Here is a 20,413-nt window from a genome sequence, read left to right on the forward strand (position 1 = left end):
AACGGTTCTAAAACCCTTTCTTCCACCAAAGGTAAGGTGCGATCATGCATTCAACGAGGAATGGGGCGGGGTCTTTCCATGACCAGACAGCATCTTGTGTGCGATTAAAAAAGGTTTGCCACAACGTGGTCGGACGCATCCGTCCACAAGCTACTTCCCGCATGACGGTCGGTGCATCGGTCAGCATGCGGACCCATGTTGCGTTAATGTTGGGTTGAACTCTTGTGACAGGAACGGCTTGAAGTGTTCGAAACAGTGTTAGGGGGAAATTCAGGCCTGCGGCGCGGCATAATCCATGCCACCCCCAAAACCGGCCGTTCATTTCGATGAATTTATAGGTGCCCGTGCGTTCATCAAACATGAACTCCACCTCGGCAACTCCACGGTAATTCAGACTTCGCAGAAATCGAGTCGCGAGCTGCTCTAATTCGGGCATCTCTTTGCAAACCGCGAAGGTTGTAGCGTGTCCGAAGTCCATCGGATGCTGACGCAGACGGTGGCCGGCCAGTCCCGCGACAACGTTTTCGCCATCAAAAATCGCAGCAAATGAAAACAGGTTCTTGGGGCCACCAGTTAGAAACTCCTGAACCAGGATTTGAGACGTGTCGATTAGCGAATTCATGGCTTTGAATTCACGAATCAGCGTTTCTTCGTCAGGAGCCAAAATCGCCTTGTCGTTCGTTTTGCCGTAGTAGTTCTTTTTGAAGGTCGGTTTCAATATGACCGGATATTGAATCTCGTTGGCTAGCAACTCTTCAAGTGAATCGCTTGGGTATTCAATGGGCACGGCCAAACCGGCGGCTTGAGCGACGACACTCGAACGGTCCTTTTCGAAAAATAGCTGGGTCGTTTCCCAAGCCGGAACCGGCATTACGAATCGGCTGGACAGTCGCTCGTGGTTCTTGGCGAGGAACTCCACCGTGTCGTCATCAACACAAAAAATCGCCCATCCGTTGAGCGACTCTCGGTCAGCGAGCTCGAGCAACCACTCGACGCCGCGGTCGTCGTCGATCAGGTCATACTTGCGAGATCGACGCTTAACGTAGCGTGATGAGTTCGCGATTCCTCTTTCGTGAGCAACCACGTAGACCGGAATGTCCGCTTCACGTAAGGCACGGACAACGCCCAACGCTTGGAAGTCAGCCCCGATCAAGAGGACGCCCATTGCGTTTTTTTCGTCATCACGAGCGGCAACGGGATCAGTCAAGGACTTGCTTGACGATTGAGTCGCGGTTGCGGTTAACAGTGGGACTGGCGTGCTCATTTAGCTTGCCGCATTGGCTGGTTCACGGTGTTCGGTGAGCGAATCGGACCCTACCGCAGAAGCACCTTGGTTGGGGCGTGGAGGCATATCAAACAGGTCGTCGTAACAGGCAATCAGTTTGGGAGCTTGGTGGGCCCAAGTCAGTCCATCTTCCACCCGAGCACGGGCAAACTCGCCCATGGATTTTCGTAACCCTGCATCGTCCATCAACTGCAGCGTGACGCGGGCTAGATCGTCAATGTCGTTGTTGTCGGCGTAAAGTGCCGCCTCACCGGCGGTCAGCACGTTTTCGCGAGTGCGATAGCAGACCGTTGGCTTACGCAATGCCATGTACTCCATCGTTTTGATCGTCGTGCAACTATCGTTGTAATCGTTGCTAGGATCCGGCGTGAAGCAGATATCGAACGTTGCGATGTAACGCGGAACGGTTGGAAACGGAATCATCCCAGTCAAGTGAATCATGTCCGCCACACCGAGTTCTTCGGCCAAGGTCATCAAGTCGGCCGCCGCAGGGCCACCGCCCACAATGATGACTTGAATGTCATCGCGACCGTGCTTGTTCTTTAGCTTCTCAAGCGTGCGGATCATGTAGTCGACGCCGTCTTGAATTCCGATTACGCCGACATAGCCTAAGACCAACTTTCCTGGGGTCTGGAATTCCGGAAGCGGTTGGACGTCATTCAAGAAGAATTCATTGGGACCGTTGCGCACCACATAGCAATGTTCGGGTTTGGCACCACAACGATCGATTTGAACGCTGCGTTGGGTTTCATTGGTGGCGATCAAACGGTTTGCACTTCGGCAAGCCAACCGTTCAAAGAATCGCAAGACTTTGTAGACCGCGTTGGGTTCTGTCTTCCCGCCTCGAGCCAGATACAATTCTGGCGAAAGGTCATGTAAGTCAAAGACGAACTTTTTCCCAAAACACTGATAGAAGATCGCAATCAATGCGGTCATGTCTGGGGGCGTGTGCACGTGCACCGCGTCGAAACCACGCCGCAAGAAGACGTACAACGAAAACACAAACATCATCGCAAGGCTATAGCCATATTCCCAGACGTAGCCGATGAAGCCGCCGACTTCCATAGGCTTGGGGTAGCGATAGACCCGCACGTTGCCAATCAATTCGTGCATAGCCGAAAATTCACCGGTGGGACAGATAACGGTGACCTGATAGCCGGCTTCGTCGAGTGATTCAGCTTCAAGCAATACACGATTATCGTCCGGCATGCTCTCGTTTTCGAGCAACATCAAAATGCGTTTGGGCTTACTCACGATACGCCTCCGGTGACAAGCTTTTGATCGGATGTTCGATCTGGATCGGGGGACGATTGAGCGTCTGGCAACACCTGCAGTTCGCGTCCGCAAAGCGTCGCCATGGCACGTACCGTGCGTTCTACATTGGCCGTGGTGAATTCTCTTTCGGCGATTTCACGATTGCGAATGCCCATTTGACTCCGCTTTTCGCCTGACCGGTAGACATGGTCGATTGCATCAGCGAGACCAGCGACGTCTTTTTCATCAACAAGAATCTCTTCCACCAAAGCGGGAATCTCAACGTGCCGGGTGCTGATGACCGGTTTGCCACATGCCATCGCTTCAATGATGACGGTGGGGAAGCCTTCGGCACCACCGAAATCATCGAAGTGGCTAGGCAGGCAGAACACATCACAAGCGTGATAGACCGCTCGCAACGCGGTTCCCGAAAGGCCGCCAAAGAAGGCCACCTGCGACTCCAGGTTCATCTCTTTGGCAATGCTTTGGACATCAACACTGTCAATGGAATCGCGGCCCGTGCCGACGACCCAAAGTTCAATGTCGGGATTGTTGAGTTTGGCGATTGCGTCTAGCAGGACACGGTGCCCCTTCTTTTGAGCAAAGTAGCCGACGATCAAAACAACAAATTTGCTGCTGGGTTGGTACTTGTCTAAATCAATCGAAAGTCGCACGACCTCGACTCGGTCTGGTGAGATACCGTAACGAGTTTGAAGTTCGCGTTTGTTGTAATCGGTGACCGTGATGATTTGATCGCAATCCGAGATCGCGAGTTGAAACATCGACTCGTTCGGATTTTCGTAGATCTCGTAGGCATGGATCGTGCAAACCATCGGGATGTCGAGCCACTGTTTGCAAAAGTAGCTGATATATAATTTGTGGTCGCCAAAAGTGGCGTAGACCAGGTCGACATCTTGCATATTGCGAACGAATTTCATTGCCAGCACGAAGTCGATCAAAGCGCCGTGTGAAAGTGCGGTCTTTAGCAGTCGAAGGTATCTAAGTGGCGACCCCAAGAAGGTCAACAGTTGGGCAATCAGCAGTGATACCAAGTTCCACGGGTACAGCTTCCATGTTGGCCGCGGCCCATAGAGTCCTTTGTTGAGCTTGGTTGGGAACACGCTGATTTGCGCACCACGTTCCTCGAAAAACGTGAGCTCTCGCAAGACAAAGTGTTCGAAGCCATGCTTTAACGAGGCGACAACGCCGACATGCATGGGACCGTTGAGTTTGGATGTTGTCGAACTCATCGCATCACCTCGGTGGGTTGGCCAACCGGACGAGGCTTGCCAGCGTTTTTGACTCGTGTGCGTGCAGGGGACTTTGTTGCTGAGGCACCACTGCGGCCATCGATTGCATGCTGATATACAGCGGCGGTTCGTGCCGCGATCACAGGCGGCGACCAATCTCGATCCAGCATTTGCTTCCCGGCAAGTCCCATGGCAATCCGCTCTTCCGGGTTTTGTAACAATCGTACAATGGCATCGGCGAGCGTTTGTGGATCGCGGGGTGGTACAAGCAATCCGGTTTGTTCATCGTCGACGCATTCGATTAACGCACCGACACGTGTCGCCACGACGGGCTTGGCGTAGTTGAACGCGACCGGGACGACACCGCTTTGGGTTGCTTCGTTGTAAGGCAGCACCACCATCGAAGACCTTTGAAAGAAAGTGGCCCGTTCCTTGTCATCAATCCAGCGGTTATGGACTTCGAAACGATTTGGGTTCTTCATCGCTCGGGTGTATTGTTCGAAATCATCGCCGGCACCACCGATGATGATTTTGAAATCAGAAACCTGTTGTGCGATCAGTGGTTCCGCCGCGATCAGGGTTTGCAAACCCTTGTATTCCCAGATCCGGCCAAAGAATAGGATCGTATTGGGCTCTTCTTGAATATTGGATTCGCTATCAATGCTGCCCATTGCGACATGCGGAATCACGTGAATGTGATCCTCAGTGAAACCAAACAAACGGTTCACTTCCACCGCAAGCGTTTCGCCGTGAACCACTACGTGATCCGCTTTGCGAAACCCGTAGTCCATCCACCACTGGGGCGTCTTCAATGAATCCACATCGCCAGCATGGTGTCGTGGGTCGTGGACTGTAATCACCAGTGGGTATCGTTTCAGTTGGCGTAATGCCGCATTGAACCACAAGTGTCCTTGTTGAAAATGAACCACATCTGGGCTGAATGCATGGACCTCCGCCACGATTTGACGGACCGATGCCCATTGACGCAGCGGTTCACGTAAACGTGGTTTGTCGAAACGGTGTTGTTTAACGCGTGGGTCAATATCGTATTCGCGTTCCCCTTCACCGGCGCGCGGCATCACCAGCAACACTTCGTGGTGTTCGCAAAGTGCGTTGACGTGCAGGACGCTGTATTCTTCAAAACCGTAAGAGATCCAAACAATCTTCATGAGACGAGTTCCTGGTGTTGGTGACTCGTTGAAAGTTGGTCGGTGCCCGAACCGTCGGGGGCGCTTCGATCAGGATTGGATTCCAGCAAAACTTCATTCAAGTGCAGCCACTGCACGCTACGGCGGAGCCCTTCATTCATATCGAAGTTCGGGGTGTAGCCGATCGTTTCACGAGCTTTGCTGTCGTTGTAAACGGCATCGCGGGAAAATAGATCGTTCAATTCATTGCCACTGGGCGTTGAATTCAAGGTGCCCTTGATCCGCTTCATTACCTTGGTAGGCCATCCACCTTGCAGATAGATTTCCATCAGCTTGTCTTCGAAGCGATCGACCACTTTGTCAGCTAAAAAACCGAATGTGTCCATCACTTTGGTGCGAAGCTTTGACTTAGTCGCCGAGATCTCAGGAAGTGGCTTGCGTCCCAACGCGTCATTAAAGCGTTGGAAGTATTCGTTCCACGATAAGACTTCCGGTCCATTGACGTTGAACGCTTCGCCGCGAGCTGCTTCGTAGGTCAAGGATCGCATGATCGCTTGAACCAGGTCATCGACATAGATCAAGTTGGCCTTGCCGTCACCGCACTCTTCAAATGTTCCCCAATTGCCTGATTCCAGTCGCTTGGCAAAATCGGTGGTCCAAGAATTACTGAATGGCCCATAGATCAACGAAGGACGCAGGATCGTGGGTCGTAAACCTCGGCTGTGATATGCATGGCATAGTTCTTCCGCTTCGACTTTGGCGTCGCCGTAGAGCCGGCCTGTCTTGGGACGTTCTTGCGTTTCCGTGACCTGGTCATGAACCTCGGGACCGTAGACTTCGGCGGTACTCAAGAAGACGAATTTGTCGACGCCGTGCTTGACCGCTGCTTCGAGCAAGTTGCGTGTGCCGCCAACAATGGATTCACGATCATCGGTTTTGGCGAGGTGGATGATTGCGTCGACGTTTGCGACCGCAGCGTCTACTTGTTCGGCATCACAAATGTCACAAATCACAAGTTCCGAACCGAACCGGGCTACTCGCGCAGCCCGCGACCAACTTCGGATGGCTGCAACCGGTGTTGCGATTCCCGATTGCAAGAGGCATTCGACGACTCGTCCGCCGACAAAACCGGAGGCTCCCGTGACCAGGACTCGCATCGGCTTTTGATTGTCATCGGTCGATTGACGCCATTGTTGAGCGAGTTCGGCAATTCCGTCGTTCCACTCCATTCGATATTGCTGGGGTGATTGATAGGCCTCTTCCAGCAACTTCACGGTTCCGACAACACTCGATCCCGGTACGATCGGTTCCGCATTGCCCGCGACAACCTGGACGAAGTTTTCCAACAAAGGCTTCGCGAAATCCACGTACTTTAGTTTGCGTGAACCGACGCGATGTACCTTGCCGCCGCCTTGATGCAATCGGACATCGACGGTGGCAAATTCCTCTGCACTCGCTTCGATCGAGCCAAGCGTTCCGACAATTTTGTAGCCATTCATCAACCGGCCTAAACGGCTGACTTTGATTTCCACATCGCATTGACGGTGCTTCAGCCGAACCGTCGCCATCGCTTCCGGGCCGCCATGGGAGTCATTGAGCGACTCGACCAACGTGGGCGTTTCTGCATTCGGTTCGTCAGCACCCAACCAGTAGCAAACCGTGTCGAGCAGGTGCACACCGGTGTCAGACCATGCTCCTTGAGCACCGGGCGCGAAGTGGTGAGGTGACGACGCAGGCCAATCGAACTCGACACCGTCGTGATACTTGATTGATTGAAGTTCACCGATGGCACCGTTTGCGATTAGTTCGCGAATCTTTTGGTAGGTGGGGAAGAAACGACGCGTTTGGTTAACAGCAAGCTTGGCGTTATTGGCAGCAGCAATCTGGACCAGTTCGGCTGCCTGTTCGTAGTTTTCCGTGAGAGGCTTTTCACACAGAACGTGGATGCCCCGTTCCAAAAAGAACTTGCAGATTTCGTAGTGACTTGATGGCGGGGTCGCGATGATAACGCCACCGACTTTGCCAACCAGTTCACGGTAATCGGCGACGCCGCCCGCCGACGGAAACTTGTCACGCATCTCCGCCAGACGATCCGCATTGGGTTCGACCAGCCAAAGTTGATCAGGTACGCCCGCGATCTTTTGTAGGGCAGGAAGGTGATAGATTTCGGCGATCGCGCCGCACCCAATCATGCCGATCGAGGGAACCGCGTTTTGGGATGAGGTAGCAGACATAAGGAAATTCGTGACTGAAGTCGAAAAGTAGATTGAGTGTTGGATAAGAAGTGAAGAACGATCAGGACATCAGGCTCTCGCCAAAAACGTTGTCTGGAAGAACCGCAAATCCGCGATGCGAATCGCCTTCACCAAGAACAGCAACGGGATGTAAACCAGGCCACCTACCAACAGCAGTGCAAACCAATTGCTGTCTCGGAAATAGAAGACCACCCATCCCATACCGGCCGCGGCGACACAAACTCGAACAGCTAAGGTGAATGTTGCGATCACCTCCGGTTTGGGCATTGCGAACATCAGATAGCAGACCATTGCAACCAATCCGCCGATCACCGTCCCTGTCGCGGCGCCGACGGCACCGTATTGCAGGACCAACGCGTAGGTGGCGATGGAATTGACAAACAAACTTATCGCCGCGACGTGCATCGATTTGTCCTGTCGACCTTGTGCGAACAAGGTGAAGCTGAGGAAAGGGTTCAGGAAATCGATTAGCAATACCCAAATCAAGACTTGCAGGACGGGCGCGGCCGCGGCGTATTCTTCGCTGAAGAGCAGTCCGATCATGCGGTCAGGTACGATTGAAACGATCGCGATCGCGGGCAGTGCAATCGCACACATGACTCGGATCGTATGGCGGTACAAACGGGTGAACGATTCGCGGGATTCCGCATGCAGTCGCGACATCACTGGGAACACCGCCGTCGTGTAGGCCTTCGCGGCGACGGAGCCTAGGCGGACAATCTTCCAAGCGGCACTGTAGATCCCAACGGCGGCCTCGCCAGTGATCCATGACAACACGATGACATCCAGGTTGGTGTACAGCGACGCCATCCAGTTTTCAGCTGCAAACATCTTCCAGCAACGAACAAACCGCAGACTGCGTTTGCGATGGAATGACCAACCCAACGCACCAATGCGTTGGAGTCCGATTAGGTAGGCCAGCATCAACGCAAGACGCACGCTGAATAGAACCCAAATCAATGCGATCAGCCCGTATCCCATCGCGAGCATCCAAATGCTCAAGCCGATTTTCAACAGGCTTTCCAGTGCGACGCCCACGGTCAAGAACTCGGCTCGTTCGCGAGCCACGAAAACGGCTTCGAATACCGCACATACTGACGCGGGTATCAAGGCAAGCGAAGCGATTAGCAAAGCGATACAGGTTTCACTGGAGTATTGAAACAATGTCCCCACGCCGCTCATCGCGATGATCGCAAGGACGCACATGCCAAGGGCCAGCACGATGGCCGACGTCATTAATTGGTGAGAGTGCCGTGGCCAGCGAGCCATGTCGCGGGTCAGCAAAATGCCCACCGCCGTTGCCGTCAATGACAAGAACAGCTCGAAGTAATGCACTGCGATGGTGTACTGGCCGAAGCCTTCGACGCCCAGTTGGTCGGCGCAGTAGATCACAAACACGAAGCTCGCGATCATACGCGTCATCGTGCCCGCGAGCAGCATGCCAGCGTTCTTGCCGGTTCGGAGAATTGCTTCGATCGCCATCAGGCCACGCCTCCCGCCATAGTGAAGCGATGGGCAGCAAACCGCGAGTTGGCGGCGCGGCGAGTCACAAGTTTTCGGCCGGAATTGGATGCAGCGGAATGGCGTGAAAGCTTATAGACCGCCGCGCTCAAACCTAACAGACACCACAACATTTGAACTTGGGTTCGTGAGTTAAACACGTCCACCATCATGTGCACCGAATGTCCGGCTAACGCAGCGAACAACGCCAGTCCCAACACCGATAGAGCTGGGTCACGACTTTGCCAAGTCGCAAACCCATACCGGAATCCCGTGCCTAAGACAGTTAAGAAAGCGACTAGTCCGATCAGCCCTGTTTCGATCCAGACCAACAAGTATTTTGAGTGGATGGTAAAGTACCATTCCGACCGATATTCACCTTGGTTGGCAATGTCTCGTGCTGCGATGTGACAGTTGCCGCTGCCATGTCCCAAAATTGGACGTTCGGCAATTGTCTCTAAAGCGATCAGCGATAAGTGTTTTCTCGCGATCGCGGACTCGCCGTCACCGTGCTCGATCCGTTTTTTGTAGATCAAGAACATGGGATAGATACTGATCACAGCCATAATCACGGCCATGGGAAGCGTCCACTTCGGTAGCCATCCGCGAGCAAGCAAGCCACAGCCGATGATGGCACCGCCGATCGCTGACGTCAGCAACGCGCCTCGGGTTTGTGTCAACAGAATCGCCAGCATTCCTGATCCGGTGACCAGCACTAAATAAGTCCAACACCAACGTTGGCGAACGAACGTTAACGCCGACGCGACCGGTAACCAGATCAACGCCATCGTGCTACCGGCAAGTACCGGTGAGTGCATACTTCCACCGTGACGCCGGCCTTCTTCTACGGTCAACAAAAGCGGTCCGAAGGATCTTTCTTCCGCATTCATTCCGATTGCGGAGGCAAAGAAGATGAGCAATGCCTGGACGAACAAGGTCGTGGCCAGAGCCAGCAGCATGAACAACATATCGTGATGCGTTTGCACACGGTTGGCAATGTAGAAGAACAGCAGATAGCCGTGCATCAAGTTGGCGAAATCAAAATAGGTCAGCATCGGTACAGATGCCGACAAGCGACTCAACAGCACCGTGCCCAAATAGAACACCATCGGGATGCCGAAGAGTGGCGGAAGGATCGTCCGGCGGCGATGCAATGCCATGTCGGCGAACCATCGGCTGTACAGATAGATCAACGCGAGTGTGGTGAACGACAAATTGAACCCACCGACGGCGCCAAGCGAGGCGTCGGCTTGGTGGTACATGAAGTACTTGTCGATTTGTAGCGGGATTTCAACGATACCCACCAACAAGGCCAACCGCTCGAGCAACGAAAGGTCCACCGCCGCGGCAGCGCGATGCGAAGTCGCCGCAACACTTCGTGAGTGTGCGTCAATCTTTGCTGATTCGCTCAGCGTGGCCGATAGGTTGGCGGGTGGCGTTTCCATGAACGGGAACGTTAGGCCTGCGAGCCAACGAACCTCCGCAGCCACACTGGCAAGTAGTTGCGAGTCTTGTTCAAGACCACGCCAACAACTTCCGTGTCACTTTCAGCCAACCGACGTAACAATCGATCGGCGGCAGCCGATTGTGTTTTTTCCGATTCAATAATTACCAGAACGCTATCGAGATGCTGGGCAACGGCGATGGCTTGATCTGGTTGGCTGGCCGCGGGCAAATCCACGATCAACAGATCGCAATCTTCCAGATATGCCTGTAGCGATTCAACAATCTCAGGTGCGTTGTTGTTAAGTGAATCGTCACAGGAATCGGCCGCAGACGAAATCAATCGCATCGGGACCCCGGTCGCCGACTGCAAGCATTCGTCGTGCGAAGCACTGCCGCTAACCAGTTCAACAAGGCCAGGTTTGCCGTTGAGTTTGAAACTTCGCGAAACCGACCGTTGGCGAGTGTCGCCGTCGACGAGAACGGTTCGCAGACGACATTCCGTTGCGCTCGCGGTGGCGAGTTTCATTGCTAGCGTGCTAGCACCGGCACCTTCATCGACGCCGATGATTCCGACCGAGCGTCCGTGTGGGCTTCCGGATCGACGTTGGCCTAGCAGGATGTCTGATACAAGCGTTTGGCAACTTTCCTGAAGACGTTTTTGGTCATTCATGCGTGGGGAATTCACGCGGCTGATCCGTGGCAACGAGGCAACTACCGGACAACCAAGTTGGTTCTCGACATCGTCGCTGGTGCGAAGGGATGACGAGGTCGCTTGTCGTAGTACTGAAAGGCCTAAACCGCCGGTGAAGCCAAGCAATAGGAACGCCGCCGCCAATGCAGGCTTCTTGGGGCTAATGGCTCGTTCGATCAATGTCGCCGGTTGAAAGACCGTCACGTTGGAAATTTTGTTGGTTTGCAACTCGTCGATCACGCGAGCCTCTTCCAGTTTCTGTTGCAAAACCTTGAGGCTGGTTTCAGCCATCCGGATCTCGCGATCAACTTGGGTCAGTTCCCGCTCATATTCGAGTAGATCATCGGTTTGTTTTTGCATCGCTAGTTGCTGGCGTTTCTTTTCAGCAATCATCGAAGTTAAACCGACCACGCGTGTTTCTTGACGCTGTAGTTCGCCTAGCAAGCTTGACTTCATTGGATTCGGCGTGCGGCTTTCGTCGACTCGCTCGCTTTCCAGTTCCGCCAGGATTTCGCGAGCACCTTCCAATTGCGTTCGCACGCGTTTCAACTTGGGGTGATCGTCGGTGTAGTTGGCGGCCAAGTTTTGCTCAGCGACTTCCAGTTCGTAAACCTGTTGACGCATTCCGCTCCATGTGGAATCGGAACCCGCAATTTTGGAAGCGACGATTTCGTCTTCCGTCCCGGCGTACTTGGTTCGCAAATCTTCGACTGACGAGGCGGCCTCTTCGAGTTGTCCGGTCGCCAAAACCAAATCGCGGTCAATTCCGGTCAGCCGTTGTTGCAATAACGCACGGTTCGAATCGATCGACACGATCTTATTCTCTCGCATGAAGTCGGCGCGTCGGGCTACCAAACCGTTTAGTTCTTGTTCGGCGGCTTTCGCTTGCTGGTCAAAGAACTCAAACGAGCCAACGGTATGGGCATTTTCGAGGTGCAGATCCAAAAACGTTTTCGTGGCTTTGTCGACGATCGCTTGAGCCATCTCGGGCGACTTCGCTTGCGCCTCGACAATGATGACGTTGGACTTGCGCGGTGAGTGTGTCCAAAGGGAATTGCCGACCCGCATGACGGCCAGTTCATGGTTGCTGATGTCGTCTTTCAGACCAGCAAACAGCATCGCTTGAAACAGTCCATCCTTGACCGTGTCCTTCACTCGCCCAAGCAAGCTGGGCTCTTGCGCGGGACCTTCGGCAGGCAGTTCGCCCGATAAGATGGCGTTGGCACCGATCGCGTCGGTTACGGTCTCGGCGACTTGGCGGCTGTTAAGAACTTCGAGCGCCGAAACGATCTCTTCTTCTTGAGTCTTCTGGAGCATCAAGGTAGCCCCGGTCGTCGCGGTTGGATCCAGCGAAACGCTTTCGCGTCCCACGCGGACCATCAACTTCGCTTCGGATTCGTACGTCCGCGGCCACGCGATAATCGCAAGCCAACCGCACATCAATCCGAGTGCCGTGCAAAGCCCGATCAGCCACTTGTGGATGAAAGGAATTTCCAAATACGAGCTGAGGCTGGAAAACTTTAAGCCGCCATTGTCCACCCACAACGGGGATTGTTCCGCGGATAGGTGCGGTCCGTTGTGTTGTCCTAGCCGGCTCATCCCGGCGCGCTGACGCTCCACCGGATGTTCCGCAGGTGGATTGGCCAATGGGCCACCCTGCGTCTCATTCGAATGGGAAGATTCGGAAGGATCAGATTCAAACGACGCCACTGGCGGGCTCCTGCTGGGCGACAAAGTTACCGACCGCTTCGGCAACGCGAACAACGTGCTCACGAGTCATCTCAGGATACATTGGCAGCGAGCAAATCTCACTGGCTAATTGGCTGCAAACGGGCAACCCCTGTGGGAATGTAGGGGCTGTGACGAATGGGCCAGCGGTGTTCAACGGGTGCGGATAATGGACGCCACAGAAGATGTTCTGTTTGGCCAATTCCTCAATCATCGCATCACGCTGAGGGGTGCGAACGACAAATAAGTGGTAGACGTGCCGGCAATCATCATGAGCTTGCGGCAACGCGATGTCGACATCTTTGAGTTCCTCGCGGTACCAGTCAGCGACCTGGCGACGGTTTTCAGTCCATTCCTCGATGAACCGCATTTTGGACAGTAAAACGCAGGCTTGGACGGTGTCGAGCCGGCAGTTGTAGCCGAGCATGTCATGCTTGTTTTTTTGACGCTGGCCGTAATTCCGCAGCAGGTTTAGCTTTTCGGCCAATTCGGGATCATTCGTTGTGACAGCGCCGCCGTCCCCGAAGGCACCCAGGTTTTTGCCTGGGTAAAAGCTGAAGCAGCCGATGTCGCCGAACGAGCCGCATCGCTCGCCGTTAATTTCACCGCCATGGCCCTGGGCGGAGTCTTCGATGATTCGCAAGTTATGACGACGAGCGATTTCGCGAATTTCGTTCATCCGTGCCGGTTGGCCGTACAAGTGAACCGGCATGATCGCTTTGGTCCGAGGCGTGATCGCTTGTTCGATCAGCTTCACGTCGATGTTGAAATCGAACGGGTCGATGTCAACCAAAACCGCTTCGGCACCGGCGTAAGCGATCGCGAAGGCGGTTGCGGCGAATGAGTTTCCGGCCGTGATAACTTCGTCGCCCGCACCGATGTCCAACGCCTTCAATGCCATATGCAAGGCTTCGGTTCCGTTGGCCATGCCGACGCAGTGTTCCACGTTGCAATAAGCGGCGAATTGCTGCTCGAACTCGGCCACTTCGCTACCGAGGATGTAGCGGGCACCGTCGATCACGTCACCGATCCGTGCTAGCACGTCTTCTTTGATGGCGCGGCTTTGAGTTTGCAGATCGACAAGTGGAATCGCTGGTAGAGAAATGTCAGTGCTCATGGTGGCTTCGTTGAAAAGAGGGGGCAGTCAACTGATCGCTATCGAAGAGGCTGGATGTGTTTGAAGAAGCACATTCAGCTAAGCGATGGGGTATCAGGTTTTGGGTGGTTACAGGTTTCGTTGTTCGGGCGTTTGCCCACAGTGCTGGCAAGTCGATTGGCTTGAAGGCGCATCAAGCTTGCTGCCACAACGGCAAACGTCACCTACGTGACGAGCGGGATTGCCCATCACGAGGGCAAAATCAGGCACGTCTTTCGTGACGACGCTTCCGGCAGCGACCATGCAGTACCGGCCCAAATTCGCACCTGGGCAAATAATGGCACCCGCCCCGATGGAGGCTCCCTGCCCGACGGTGGTGGATACCAACCAAGAGGATTTTGTGTCGTATCGTTCGGCCGCAGACTTGCCGCGTGGCGATCGAGGAAAAACGTCATTGGTGAAGGTGACACGTGGACCGACGAACACGTCGTCCTCGATTGTAATTCCTTCCCAGATAAGCACCTGGTTTTTTACGGTAACGTTGTTGCCAATCTTTGCCCCTGATTCCACAAATGCATGATCGCCAAAGCTACAGCGTTTGCCAATTTCGACACCTTTCATGATGTGCGCGTGTGCCCACACATCGGTGCCCTCCCCCAGCACGCTCAAATCGTCGACGAGCGCTTTCTCGTGGATCACGACTCGGTAACCAACGCCTGTTGGGGTGCGTTAAGCTCGATCAGTTGGCCGCCTTGCCGCATCGACAAGTCAGCTGCCTCGAGTACTTCGACCACGTCCAAACCGTTGACGCCATCGGTCAAAGGGATGTCGCCTTCGACAATGCAGCGGACGAATTCGGAGCATTCCGCCTTCAAAGGCTCACGCTCTTGAATGTACGGGCTGTAGCTGCCGCCGTAGCGGTAGGCCAATTGGAAGTCAGCGAAATCGCCCGACGAGTCTTGAGGTTTGTCGACGCCCTTGTCATAGACTTTGATCTTTTCTTGTTCCAGATCATCGTAGATCGCCATCTTGCGATCACCCACGACGGTCAAGACGCGTTCCTTGCGAGGGTCAAGCCAACTGACATGGACCATGCCCATGCGGTTGCCTTCAAACATCATCGTCAAGTTGCAAACGTCGTGGATACCAGGATTGAGACGATCGAAACCGGTGCAAGTAACCGAGATTGGTTTTTGACCCAACAGGTACAGCATCATCGAGATGTCGTGAGGAGCCAGGTCGTACAGAGCACTGACGTCTTTTCGAACCGGGCCCAGGTTCAAGCGACGGCTGCTGATGTAGTTGATCCCGCCGAGTTCGCCCGTTTCGATCATCTCGCGAAGCTTCAGCACAGGCGATGAGTGCAAGAACACGTGACCGACGAAAAGTGTGCGGTTTCTTTCGTTGGCCTTCTCGACCAACTGGCGGCATTGATCGGAAGTCTTAGCCAAAGGCTTCTCAACGAAGACATGCAAGTCGTTGTCGAGCGCCTTCATCGCTAGATCAAAGTGAGTCTCCGTCGGTGTCGCAATGACGACGGCATCAACCAAGTCACGGTCGAGTAATGCGTCAAAGCTTTCAATTGGATAGACGCTGGGAAAGCGATCCTTAATGCGTAGAAGTTGGTCGTAGTTTTGATCACACACCGCGGTGACCTTGCAGTCTTCCAAGTCAGAAAAACAACGTACTAAGTTAGGGCCCCAATAGCCCAATCCAACAATACCAACTCTTAACATGCGATTAGATTCCAAAGGAAAGATGTGTCGTTTCACTCGTTGCGTTCTTTGATAATGACAAGGGCTGTCATCAAGATGATTTTCAGGTCGTGCTGAAGCGATAAGCTTCGCGCGTACTGAATGTCTAAGCGAACCATCTCTTCAAAGGTGAGACGATTCTTCCCACTGATTTGCCATAGTCCCGTCATCCCTGGCAGCACCTCGAAACGTGCTAGTTGCCACGCTTCGTAATCCTCAAGTTGTAAGAGGTCGGGGCGAGGTCCAACCAAGCTCATGGTGCCTTCGGCGACGTTCCACAATTGTGGTAGTTCGTCGATGGATAATTTGCGGATCAAAGAACCACCTGGAATCAGTTGGCTCTTGTTTTCCGGCTTTTTGACGGGCGTTCCGGTGCTCGCGTGAGCGGCAACATAGTTACGATGTTCAAGGTCTCGACTGACCGGCGCGACATGCATCGTGCGGAACTTGATAATCGTAAATGGGTTGCCACCATAACCAACGCGTCGTTGCAGGAAGAAAACCGGCCCGGGTGAAACAAATTTGATGTAAATAGCCACTAATAAGAAAAGTGGCGTCAAAACAGGAACCAAAATGGCAACCACCATTAAGTCCAAGATTCGTTTCCAACGAGGGTTTTCACGCTGGTTGATTGACCGATCGATCTCAGGAACAACTGGCCTTTCCAGCAAAGCGGGCATCAACAACTCCAAGCTTTCGGCAACAAACATTGGGAAATCCGTCGCTCGTGGAGCAACCGATCGCGTTAGCGAACTCCCAATTCGGGCTGGAAAATCCTTCTTAATCCGCAAGGTCGGTCTATCTTATATAGCCTTTGCAAGGACGCAAGGATCGATTTGAACCAATCGCTCACAGGCGGGCTGCTTGTGTTGAGATTGAAGAAATTGGTCCTTTGGACACTATAAGTTTTCGGATTAAAGCGATTTTGAGGTTTGGATTTCTATAAGCCATCCGCGTTCGCTATCGGCAACTTCAGCCCCGTAGCCAAATCGCCGGCGTAATTCACCAGCAGGCTGATTACGCACGTTGGGGGGGAGGGTGCGGGCCGCTGTCAGGAGGATCGGCACCAGTCGGCGTAGCGGGCGAACTGAAAATTTCTGCGCCACGCTGTCTAGTCAGTTTGGTGTCGGCCCGGCGTAATCTTCCTGGGGCGAGCAATCGGTGGGCGACTTAGCAGTGCAAAGAGCATACTCGGTAAAGCGTTTTGCTCTCGACTGATTTGCCTGGCCTTGGAGGAGTTGCCAGGGCAGCAATAATACCGCGACAAAAAGACGGCTTCGCTCCACCAGATCCAATCATGAAAACTGGTGCAGCGTTAGGATAGCGAGCCTTAGCATCGAAGCAGTTTGGATAGCCGGTAGTGTCGCTAGCCAACTCTGATCGTTCGGTTTCGTTATCTTTGACCCTTCCCTACCCGGTTCCCCCATTTCTATCGACAAAGCAGATCCCAATGAAGAATTTCTATGATTGCGTGGTTATCGGGGCGGGGCCTGCGGGCGGGACGACTGCAGCGATCGTTGCCGAGGCTGGGCATAAGACGCTTCTAATCGAACGCGAAGCGGTGCCGCGATTTCATGTTGGCGAATCGCTCATGCCAGAAACCTATTGGCCACTCGAGCGACTTGGGCTGGTCGACCGGATGAAGTCGTCGGGATGGCAACAGAAAAAGAGCGTTCAGTTCGTATCGCACACCGGTAAAGAATCCGCACCGTTCTTTTTCCAAGAGCATGACGACCGGGAGTGTGCAACAACGTGGCAGGTTGAACGAAGTGAGTTTGATCAGATGATCTTTGACCGAGCTGAAGAGCTCGGTGCGGATTGTCACGATCGCACGCGGCTATTGGACGTTCGCTTTGACAAAACCCCAATCGAAGGTGAGTCTCAACCTCGGGCCACCGGAGTTGTCGTCCGGGATGCATCGGGCAATGAACAAACTATTGACTGCAAGGTTGTGGTCGACGCCACCGGCCAACAAAGTTTCATCGCCGGGAAGTTGGGGTTGAAGGAAGTCAATCAAGATCTGAAGAAGGCGGCCATCTGGACTTACTTCAAAGACGCTGTTCGTGGTGATGGCGACAACGAAGGTGCCACCATCATTCTGAATACTGAAAACAAGGACGCATGGTTCTGGTTCATCCCGCAATCGCGAGGTATCACCAGCATCGGTTGCGTAGGCGATCATGAGTTCCTGTTAAAAGGTCGCGGGACACCCGAAGAGATCTTTAACGAAGAGCTCGCTCGTTGCCCGGGTTTGCAGCCGCGACTGGAAAACGCGACTCGGGTTAGCAAGTACTTGGCCGCGAAAGAGTTCTCGTACATGACCAGTGCGCATTCGGGACCCGGTTGGGTTTTGGTGGGCGATGCGTTCGGGTTCATCGACCCGGTGTATTCGTCAGGTGTGTATTTCGCATTGGAGATGGGCGTGCAGGCCGGCGACGCCATTTCCGCAGGGCTGACCAGTGGCGATCTAAGTGGTGAATCGCTCGGGAAGTGGGCTCCCGATTTCAAACGAGGCGCCAGTCATCTCCGCCAGCTCGTGCACGCGTTCTATGACAAGAATTTCAGCATTGGCCGCTTCATGAAAGAGTATCCGCAATATCGAGGCAACTTGACGGATCTGCTGATTGGCCGCATCTTTCACGAGGACGCCGGGAAAATGTTTCCCGATATGCAACGCAGCATTGAAAAATCGCGTCTGGAAAAACTCAAACAGTCCGAGATGACGGCTTGAACGCTAACAAAACACTTGCCTGGTGGCAGCACGATTTGACTGACCAGTTTGACGGTCTGATTTTCGACTGTGATGGGACCCTGACCGATTCGATGCCGCTGCACTTCATCGCTTGGCGGGACACGATGGCGGCCCGGGGAATCGATTTTCCCGAAGATCGCTTCTACGGCATGGGAGGCATGCCGACAGATAAGATCATCGCTGTGTTGAGCCAGGAACAGGGCGTGGAGGTCGATATCAACGAAACGGCGCTGGCCAAGGAAGATGCTTTCGAGGCAATTCTTGACACGGTCAAGCCGATTCAGCCTGTCTGCGATGTAGCTCGCGACCACCGAGGCAAGTTGGCGATGGCCGTGGCGAGCGGCGGCATCCGGCCGTCGGTTTTGCGGCAATTGCAAACGTTGCAGATTGAAGATTGGTTCGGGGCGGTCGTCACTAGCGAAGACACCGAGCTTCATAAGCCGGAGCCGGACGCGTTCTTGTTGGCGGCTAAGCAATTGGGTGTGGCGCCCGAGCGATGCCTGGTCTTCGAAGATTCTCCGCTTGGTTTCGCCGCTGCGGAATCAGCAGGGATGCAATTCGTCGACGTTCGCCCCTATGCTTAGGGCCGATCGCGGAAGCGGGAATGCGTAAAACCGCCGCTTCCTGCATCCAGTTCGCTTCGCGTACCATTTCCGCTAGCCGCTTCAGCGGTACGCTTCTTCGGCCCTCCATCCCCACCTCTTTCTTGCAAATCAATGGCCTTGATCCAACCACGTACGCTTAAGGGTTTCCGCGACTACTTGCCTGCAGTGATGATTCCTCGCGAGCGGATCATGGAAACAGCGCGGCAAACGTTCCGCTCGTTCGGGTTTGCCCCCATCGACACGCCGACGCTCGAGCATCTGGAGATTTTGACGGGGAAAGGCAGCGACGAGACCGACCGCCAGCTTTATTCGTTCAAAGACAACGGCGGTCGCGACGTTGGAATGCGGTTTGATCTGACCGTACCTCTAGCCCGTTTTGCCGCCCAACACATCGGCACGCTGGGAACTCCCTTCAAGCGATACCACATCGCTCCCGTTTGGCGTGGCGAAAACCCACAAGCGGGCCGCTACCGTGAATTTTATCAGTGCGATTTTGACACGATCGGAACCGAATCTGTGCTGGCCGATATCGAAGCGGTGACGGTGATCGATTCGCTGTTGCGGGCAATTGGTATCGAAGCGTTCACGATCAGCATCAACAATCGGACTGTTTTGTCGGGCCTGCTCGACTCGCTCGGGCTTGGTGACAAAACCACGCCCATTTTGCGCAGCCTGGACAAGCTCGGGAAAATTGGTTTGGAGAAAACGGCGGCTGAAATGGTGTCCGCGGCTGGCATTACCGCGGAACAAGCCGATCAGGTTTTGCGGTTAACGGAGTGCACCGGTTCCGCTGAACAAGTTTTCTCGCAACTTCCCGAAATTGTCGGCAACCACGAAGCCGCGATGGCAGGCGTCAACCGATTGCAGGAAATTTATCAGGGTGCGATCGCGTCGGGTGTCTCCCCGGGTCGGATCAAGGTCGATGTGTCCATTGCTCGTGGCCTGGACTATTACACGGGCGTGATTTTTGAAACCACTCTCGACGACCTGCCGTCGATCGGCAGCATTTGCAGCGGTGGCCGCTACGACAACCTTGCCGGTTTGTATACCAAACAGCACCTGCCTGGAATTGGTGCCTCGCTAGGCCTCGATCGTTTGCTTGCCGCGTTGGAAACGCTTGAAAAGCTATCATCGACCAGCAAACCTTGCCCCGTCTTCATCCCGCTGTTCGACGCCGACTTCCGCGATGACTACCTGAAGCTGGCAACCAACTTACGTGCCGCGGGAATCGGCACCGAGCTTTACCCCGAACCGAAAAAGCTCGCCAAGCAACTCAAGTACGCCGACTCGCACGGCTTCCAGTACGCAATCGTTGCCGGCGGCAACGAATGGGAACGCGGCGAAGTCCAGGTGAAGCGTCTTGGTGACAAGTCCTCCCAGGACGTTTCGTATCAGCACGATGCACCGGAGTCGCTGATCGCAGTCTTGAAGGGTTAGCCCCGTCCCGCTGGTGTCCAGCCTTCAGGCTGCTACGCACAATAGCACTGCGGCGCTGTAGCATGCGTTGCTTTCCGCTACCCCGGCCCGACAGGCTGAAGCCTGGACTCCAACGGGTGCTGATGCCCAGCCCTCAAGCTACCACCCACAACACCACTGTGCCGCTGTAGCCTGCCCCACTTTCCACTCCCCGCCCCAGGCGAAAGCCTGTG

At 54.3% G+C, this 20,413-nt stretch carries 15 protein-coding genes; 3 read left to right on the forward strand and 12 right to left on the reverse strand.

The features are described from left to right. Positions 1 to 7: 7 nt before the first annotated feature. The 12 genes from ACR3ZL_RS08495 to ACR3ZL_RS08550 all read right to left on the reverse strand — a co-directional run bounded on the left by ACR3ZL_RS08495 (position 8) and on the right by ACR3ZL_RS08550 (position 16,117). Complete coding sequence (locus ACR3ZL_RS08495; protein WP_473648297.1) at positions 8 to 1,264, reverse strand: carboxylate--amine ligase; 1,257 nt, start codon at positions 1,262 to 1,264, stop codon at positions 8 to 10. Continuing rightward, positions 1,265 to 2,539, reverse strand: a complete 1,275-nt coding sequence (locus ACR3ZL_RS08500; protein ID WP_473648296.1) for a glycosyltransferase family 4 protein — start codon at positions 2,537 to 2,539, stop codon at positions 1,265 to 1,267. Then, positions 2,536 to 3,789, reverse strand: coding sequence for a glycosyltransferase family 4 protein (locus ACR3ZL_RS08505; RefSeq protein ID WP_473648295.1), 1,254 nt, complete (start codon positions 3,787 to 3,789; stop codon positions 2,536 to 2,538). Before ACR3ZL_RS08505 ends, ACR3ZL_RS08500 begins: the two co-directional genes overlap by 4 nt. Further along, on the reverse strand, positions 3,786 to 4,958 hold the full coding sequence (locus tag ACR3ZL_RS08510) for a glycosyltransferase family 4 protein (protein WP_486173375.1): 1,173 nt from the start codon (positions 4,956 to 4,958) through the stop codon (positions 3,786 to 3,788). Before ACR3ZL_RS08510 ends, ACR3ZL_RS08505 begins: the two co-directional genes overlap by 4 nt. Further along, the gene (locus ACR3ZL_RS08515) at positions 4,955 to 7,171 is read right to left on the reverse strand and encodes an NAD-dependent epimerase/dehydratase family protein (RefSeq protein ID WP_486173376.1); all 2,217 of its coding nucleotides are present in this window, start codon (positions 7,169 to 7,171) and stop codon (positions 4,955 to 4,957) included. The genes ACR3ZL_RS08510 and ACR3ZL_RS08515 overlap by 4 nt, the downstream gene beginning before the upstream one ends. Positions 7,172 to 7,240: 69 nt before the next feature. Continuing rightward, the gene (locus ACR3ZL_RS08520) at positions 7,241 to 8,674 is read right to left on the reverse strand and encodes a flippase (RefSeq protein WP_473648291.1); all 1,434 of its coding nucleotides are present in this window, start codon (positions 8,672 to 8,674) and stop codon (positions 7,241 to 7,243) included. Then, positions 8,674 to 10,137, reverse strand: coding sequence for an O-antigen ligase family protein (locus ACR3ZL_RS08525; protein ID WP_473648290.1), 1,464 nt, complete (start codon positions 10,135 to 10,137; stop codon positions 8,674 to 8,676). Before ACR3ZL_RS08525 ends, ACR3ZL_RS08520 begins: the two co-directional genes overlap by 1 nt. A gap of 11 nt (positions 10,138 to 10,148) precedes the next feature. Beyond that, a complete protein-coding gene (locus tag ACR3ZL_RS08530) occupies positions 10,149 to 12,476 on the reverse strand; it encodes a GumC family protein (RefSeq protein WP_486173377.1) in 2,328 nt (775 codons plus the stop codon). A 49-nt stretch (positions 12,477 to 12,525) separates the two neighbouring features. After that, complete coding sequence (locus tag ACR3ZL_RS08535; RefSeq protein WP_473648287.1) at positions 12,526 to 13,674, reverse strand: DegT/DnrJ/EryC1/StrS family aminotransferase; 1,149 nt, start codon at positions 13,672 to 13,674, stop codon at positions 12,526 to 12,528. Positions 13,675 to 13,782: 108 nt separating this feature from the next. Beyond that, positions 13,783 to 14,352 (reverse strand): acyltransferase, encoded by a 570-nt coding sequence (locus ACR3ZL_RS08540; RefSeq protein ID WP_473648286.1) that lies wholly within the window; start codon positions 14,350 to 14,352, stop codon positions 13,783 to 13,785. After that, positions 14,349 to 15,389 carry a Gfo/Idh/MocA family protein gene (locus tag ACR3ZL_RS08545; RefSeq protein ID WP_473648285.1) on the reverse strand — a complete coding sequence of 347 codons (1,041 nt, stop codon included), beginning with the start codon at positions 15,387 to 15,389 and terminating at the stop codon, positions 14,349 to 14,351. The genes ACR3ZL_RS08540 and ACR3ZL_RS08545 overlap by 4 nt, the downstream gene beginning before the upstream one ends. A gap of 32 nt (positions 15,390 to 15,421) precedes the next feature. Then, positions 15,422 to 16,117, reverse strand: a complete 696-nt coding sequence (locus tag ACR3ZL_RS08550; protein ID WP_473648284.1) for a sugar transferase — start codon at positions 16,115 to 16,117, stop codon at positions 15,422 to 15,424. Between the two features lie 740 nt (positions 16,118 to 16,857). Between ACR3ZL_RS08550 and ACR3ZL_RS08555 the strand changes: the two genes are divergently transcribed. The 3 genes from ACR3ZL_RS08555 to hisS all read left to right on the forward strand — a co-directional run bounded on the left by ACR3ZL_RS08555 (position 16,858) and on the right by hisS (position 20,201). Continuing rightward, positions 16,858 to 18,138 carry an NAD(P)/FAD-dependent oxidoreductase gene (locus tag ACR3ZL_RS08555; protein ID WP_473648283.1) on the forward strand — a complete coding sequence of 427 codons (1,281 nt, stop codon included), beginning with the start codon at positions 16,858 to 16,860 and terminating at the stop codon, positions 18,136 to 18,138. After that, positions 18,135 to 18,743: an HAD family hydrolase gene (locus ACR3ZL_RS08560; protein WP_473648282.1), complete on the forward strand. Its 609-nt coding sequence runs from the start codon at positions 18,135 to 18,137 to the stop codon at positions 18,741 to 18,743. Before ACR3ZL_RS08555 ends, ACR3ZL_RS08560 begins: the two co-directional genes overlap by 4 nt. Positions 18,744 to 18,881: 138 nt before the next feature. Then, a complete protein-coding gene (hisS, locus tag ACR3ZL_RS08565; protein ID WP_473648281.1) occupies positions 18,882 to 20,201 on the forward strand; it encodes a histidine--tRNA ligase in 1,320 nt (439 codons plus the stop codon). Positions 20,202 to 20,413: the final 212 nt, after the last annotated feature.

The organism is Rhodopirellula sp. J20-39 (assembly GCF_057365095.1).

What these genes read in the sequence shown, in the direction of transcription:
- ACR3ZL_RS08535 (WP_473648287.1), bottom strand. Translation starts at nt 13,674, where the DNA reads ATGAGCACTGACATTTCTCTACCAGCGATTCCACTTGTCGATCTGCAA.
- ACR3ZL_RS08505 (WP_473648295.1), bottom strand. Translation starts at nt 3,789, where the DNA reads ATGAGTTCGACAACATCCAAACTCAACGGTCCCATGCATGTCGGCGTT.
- ACR3ZL_RS08520 (WP_473648291.1), bottom strand. Translation starts at nt 8,674, where the DNA reads ATGGCGATCGAAGCAATTCTCCGAACCGGCAAGAACGCTGGCATGCTG.
- ACR3ZL_RS08545 (WP_473648285.1), bottom strand. Translation starts at nt 15,389, where the DNA reads ATGTTAAGAGTTGGTATTGTTGGATTGGGCTATTGGGGCCCTAACTTA.
- ACR3ZL_RS08555 (WP_473648283.1), top strand. Translation starts at nt 16,858, where the DNA reads ATGAAGAATTTCTATGATTGCGTGGTTATCGGGGCGGGGCCTGCGGGC.
- ACR3ZL_RS08515 (WP_486173376.1), bottom strand. Translation starts at nt 7,171, where the DNA reads ATGTCTGCTACCTCATCCCAAAACGCGGTTCCCTCGATCGGCATGATT.
- ACR3ZL_RS08510 (WP_486173375.1), bottom strand. Translation starts at nt 4,958, where the DNA reads ATGAAGATTGTTTGGATCTCTTACGGTTTTGAAGAATACAGCGTCCTG.
- ACR3ZL_RS08495 (WP_473648297.1), bottom strand. Translation starts at nt 1,264, where the DNA reads ATGAGCACGCCAGTCCCACTGTTAACCGCAACCGCGACTCAATCGTCA.
- ACR3ZL_RS08550 (WP_473648284.1), bottom strand. Translation starts at nt 16,117, where the DNA reads ATGTTTGTTGCCGAAAGCTTGGAGTTGTTGATGCCCGCTTTGCTGGAA.
- ACR3ZL_RS08525 (WP_473648290.1), bottom strand. Translation starts at nt 10,137, where the DNA reads ATGGAAACGCCACCCGCCAACCTATCGGCCACGCTGAGCGAATCAGCA.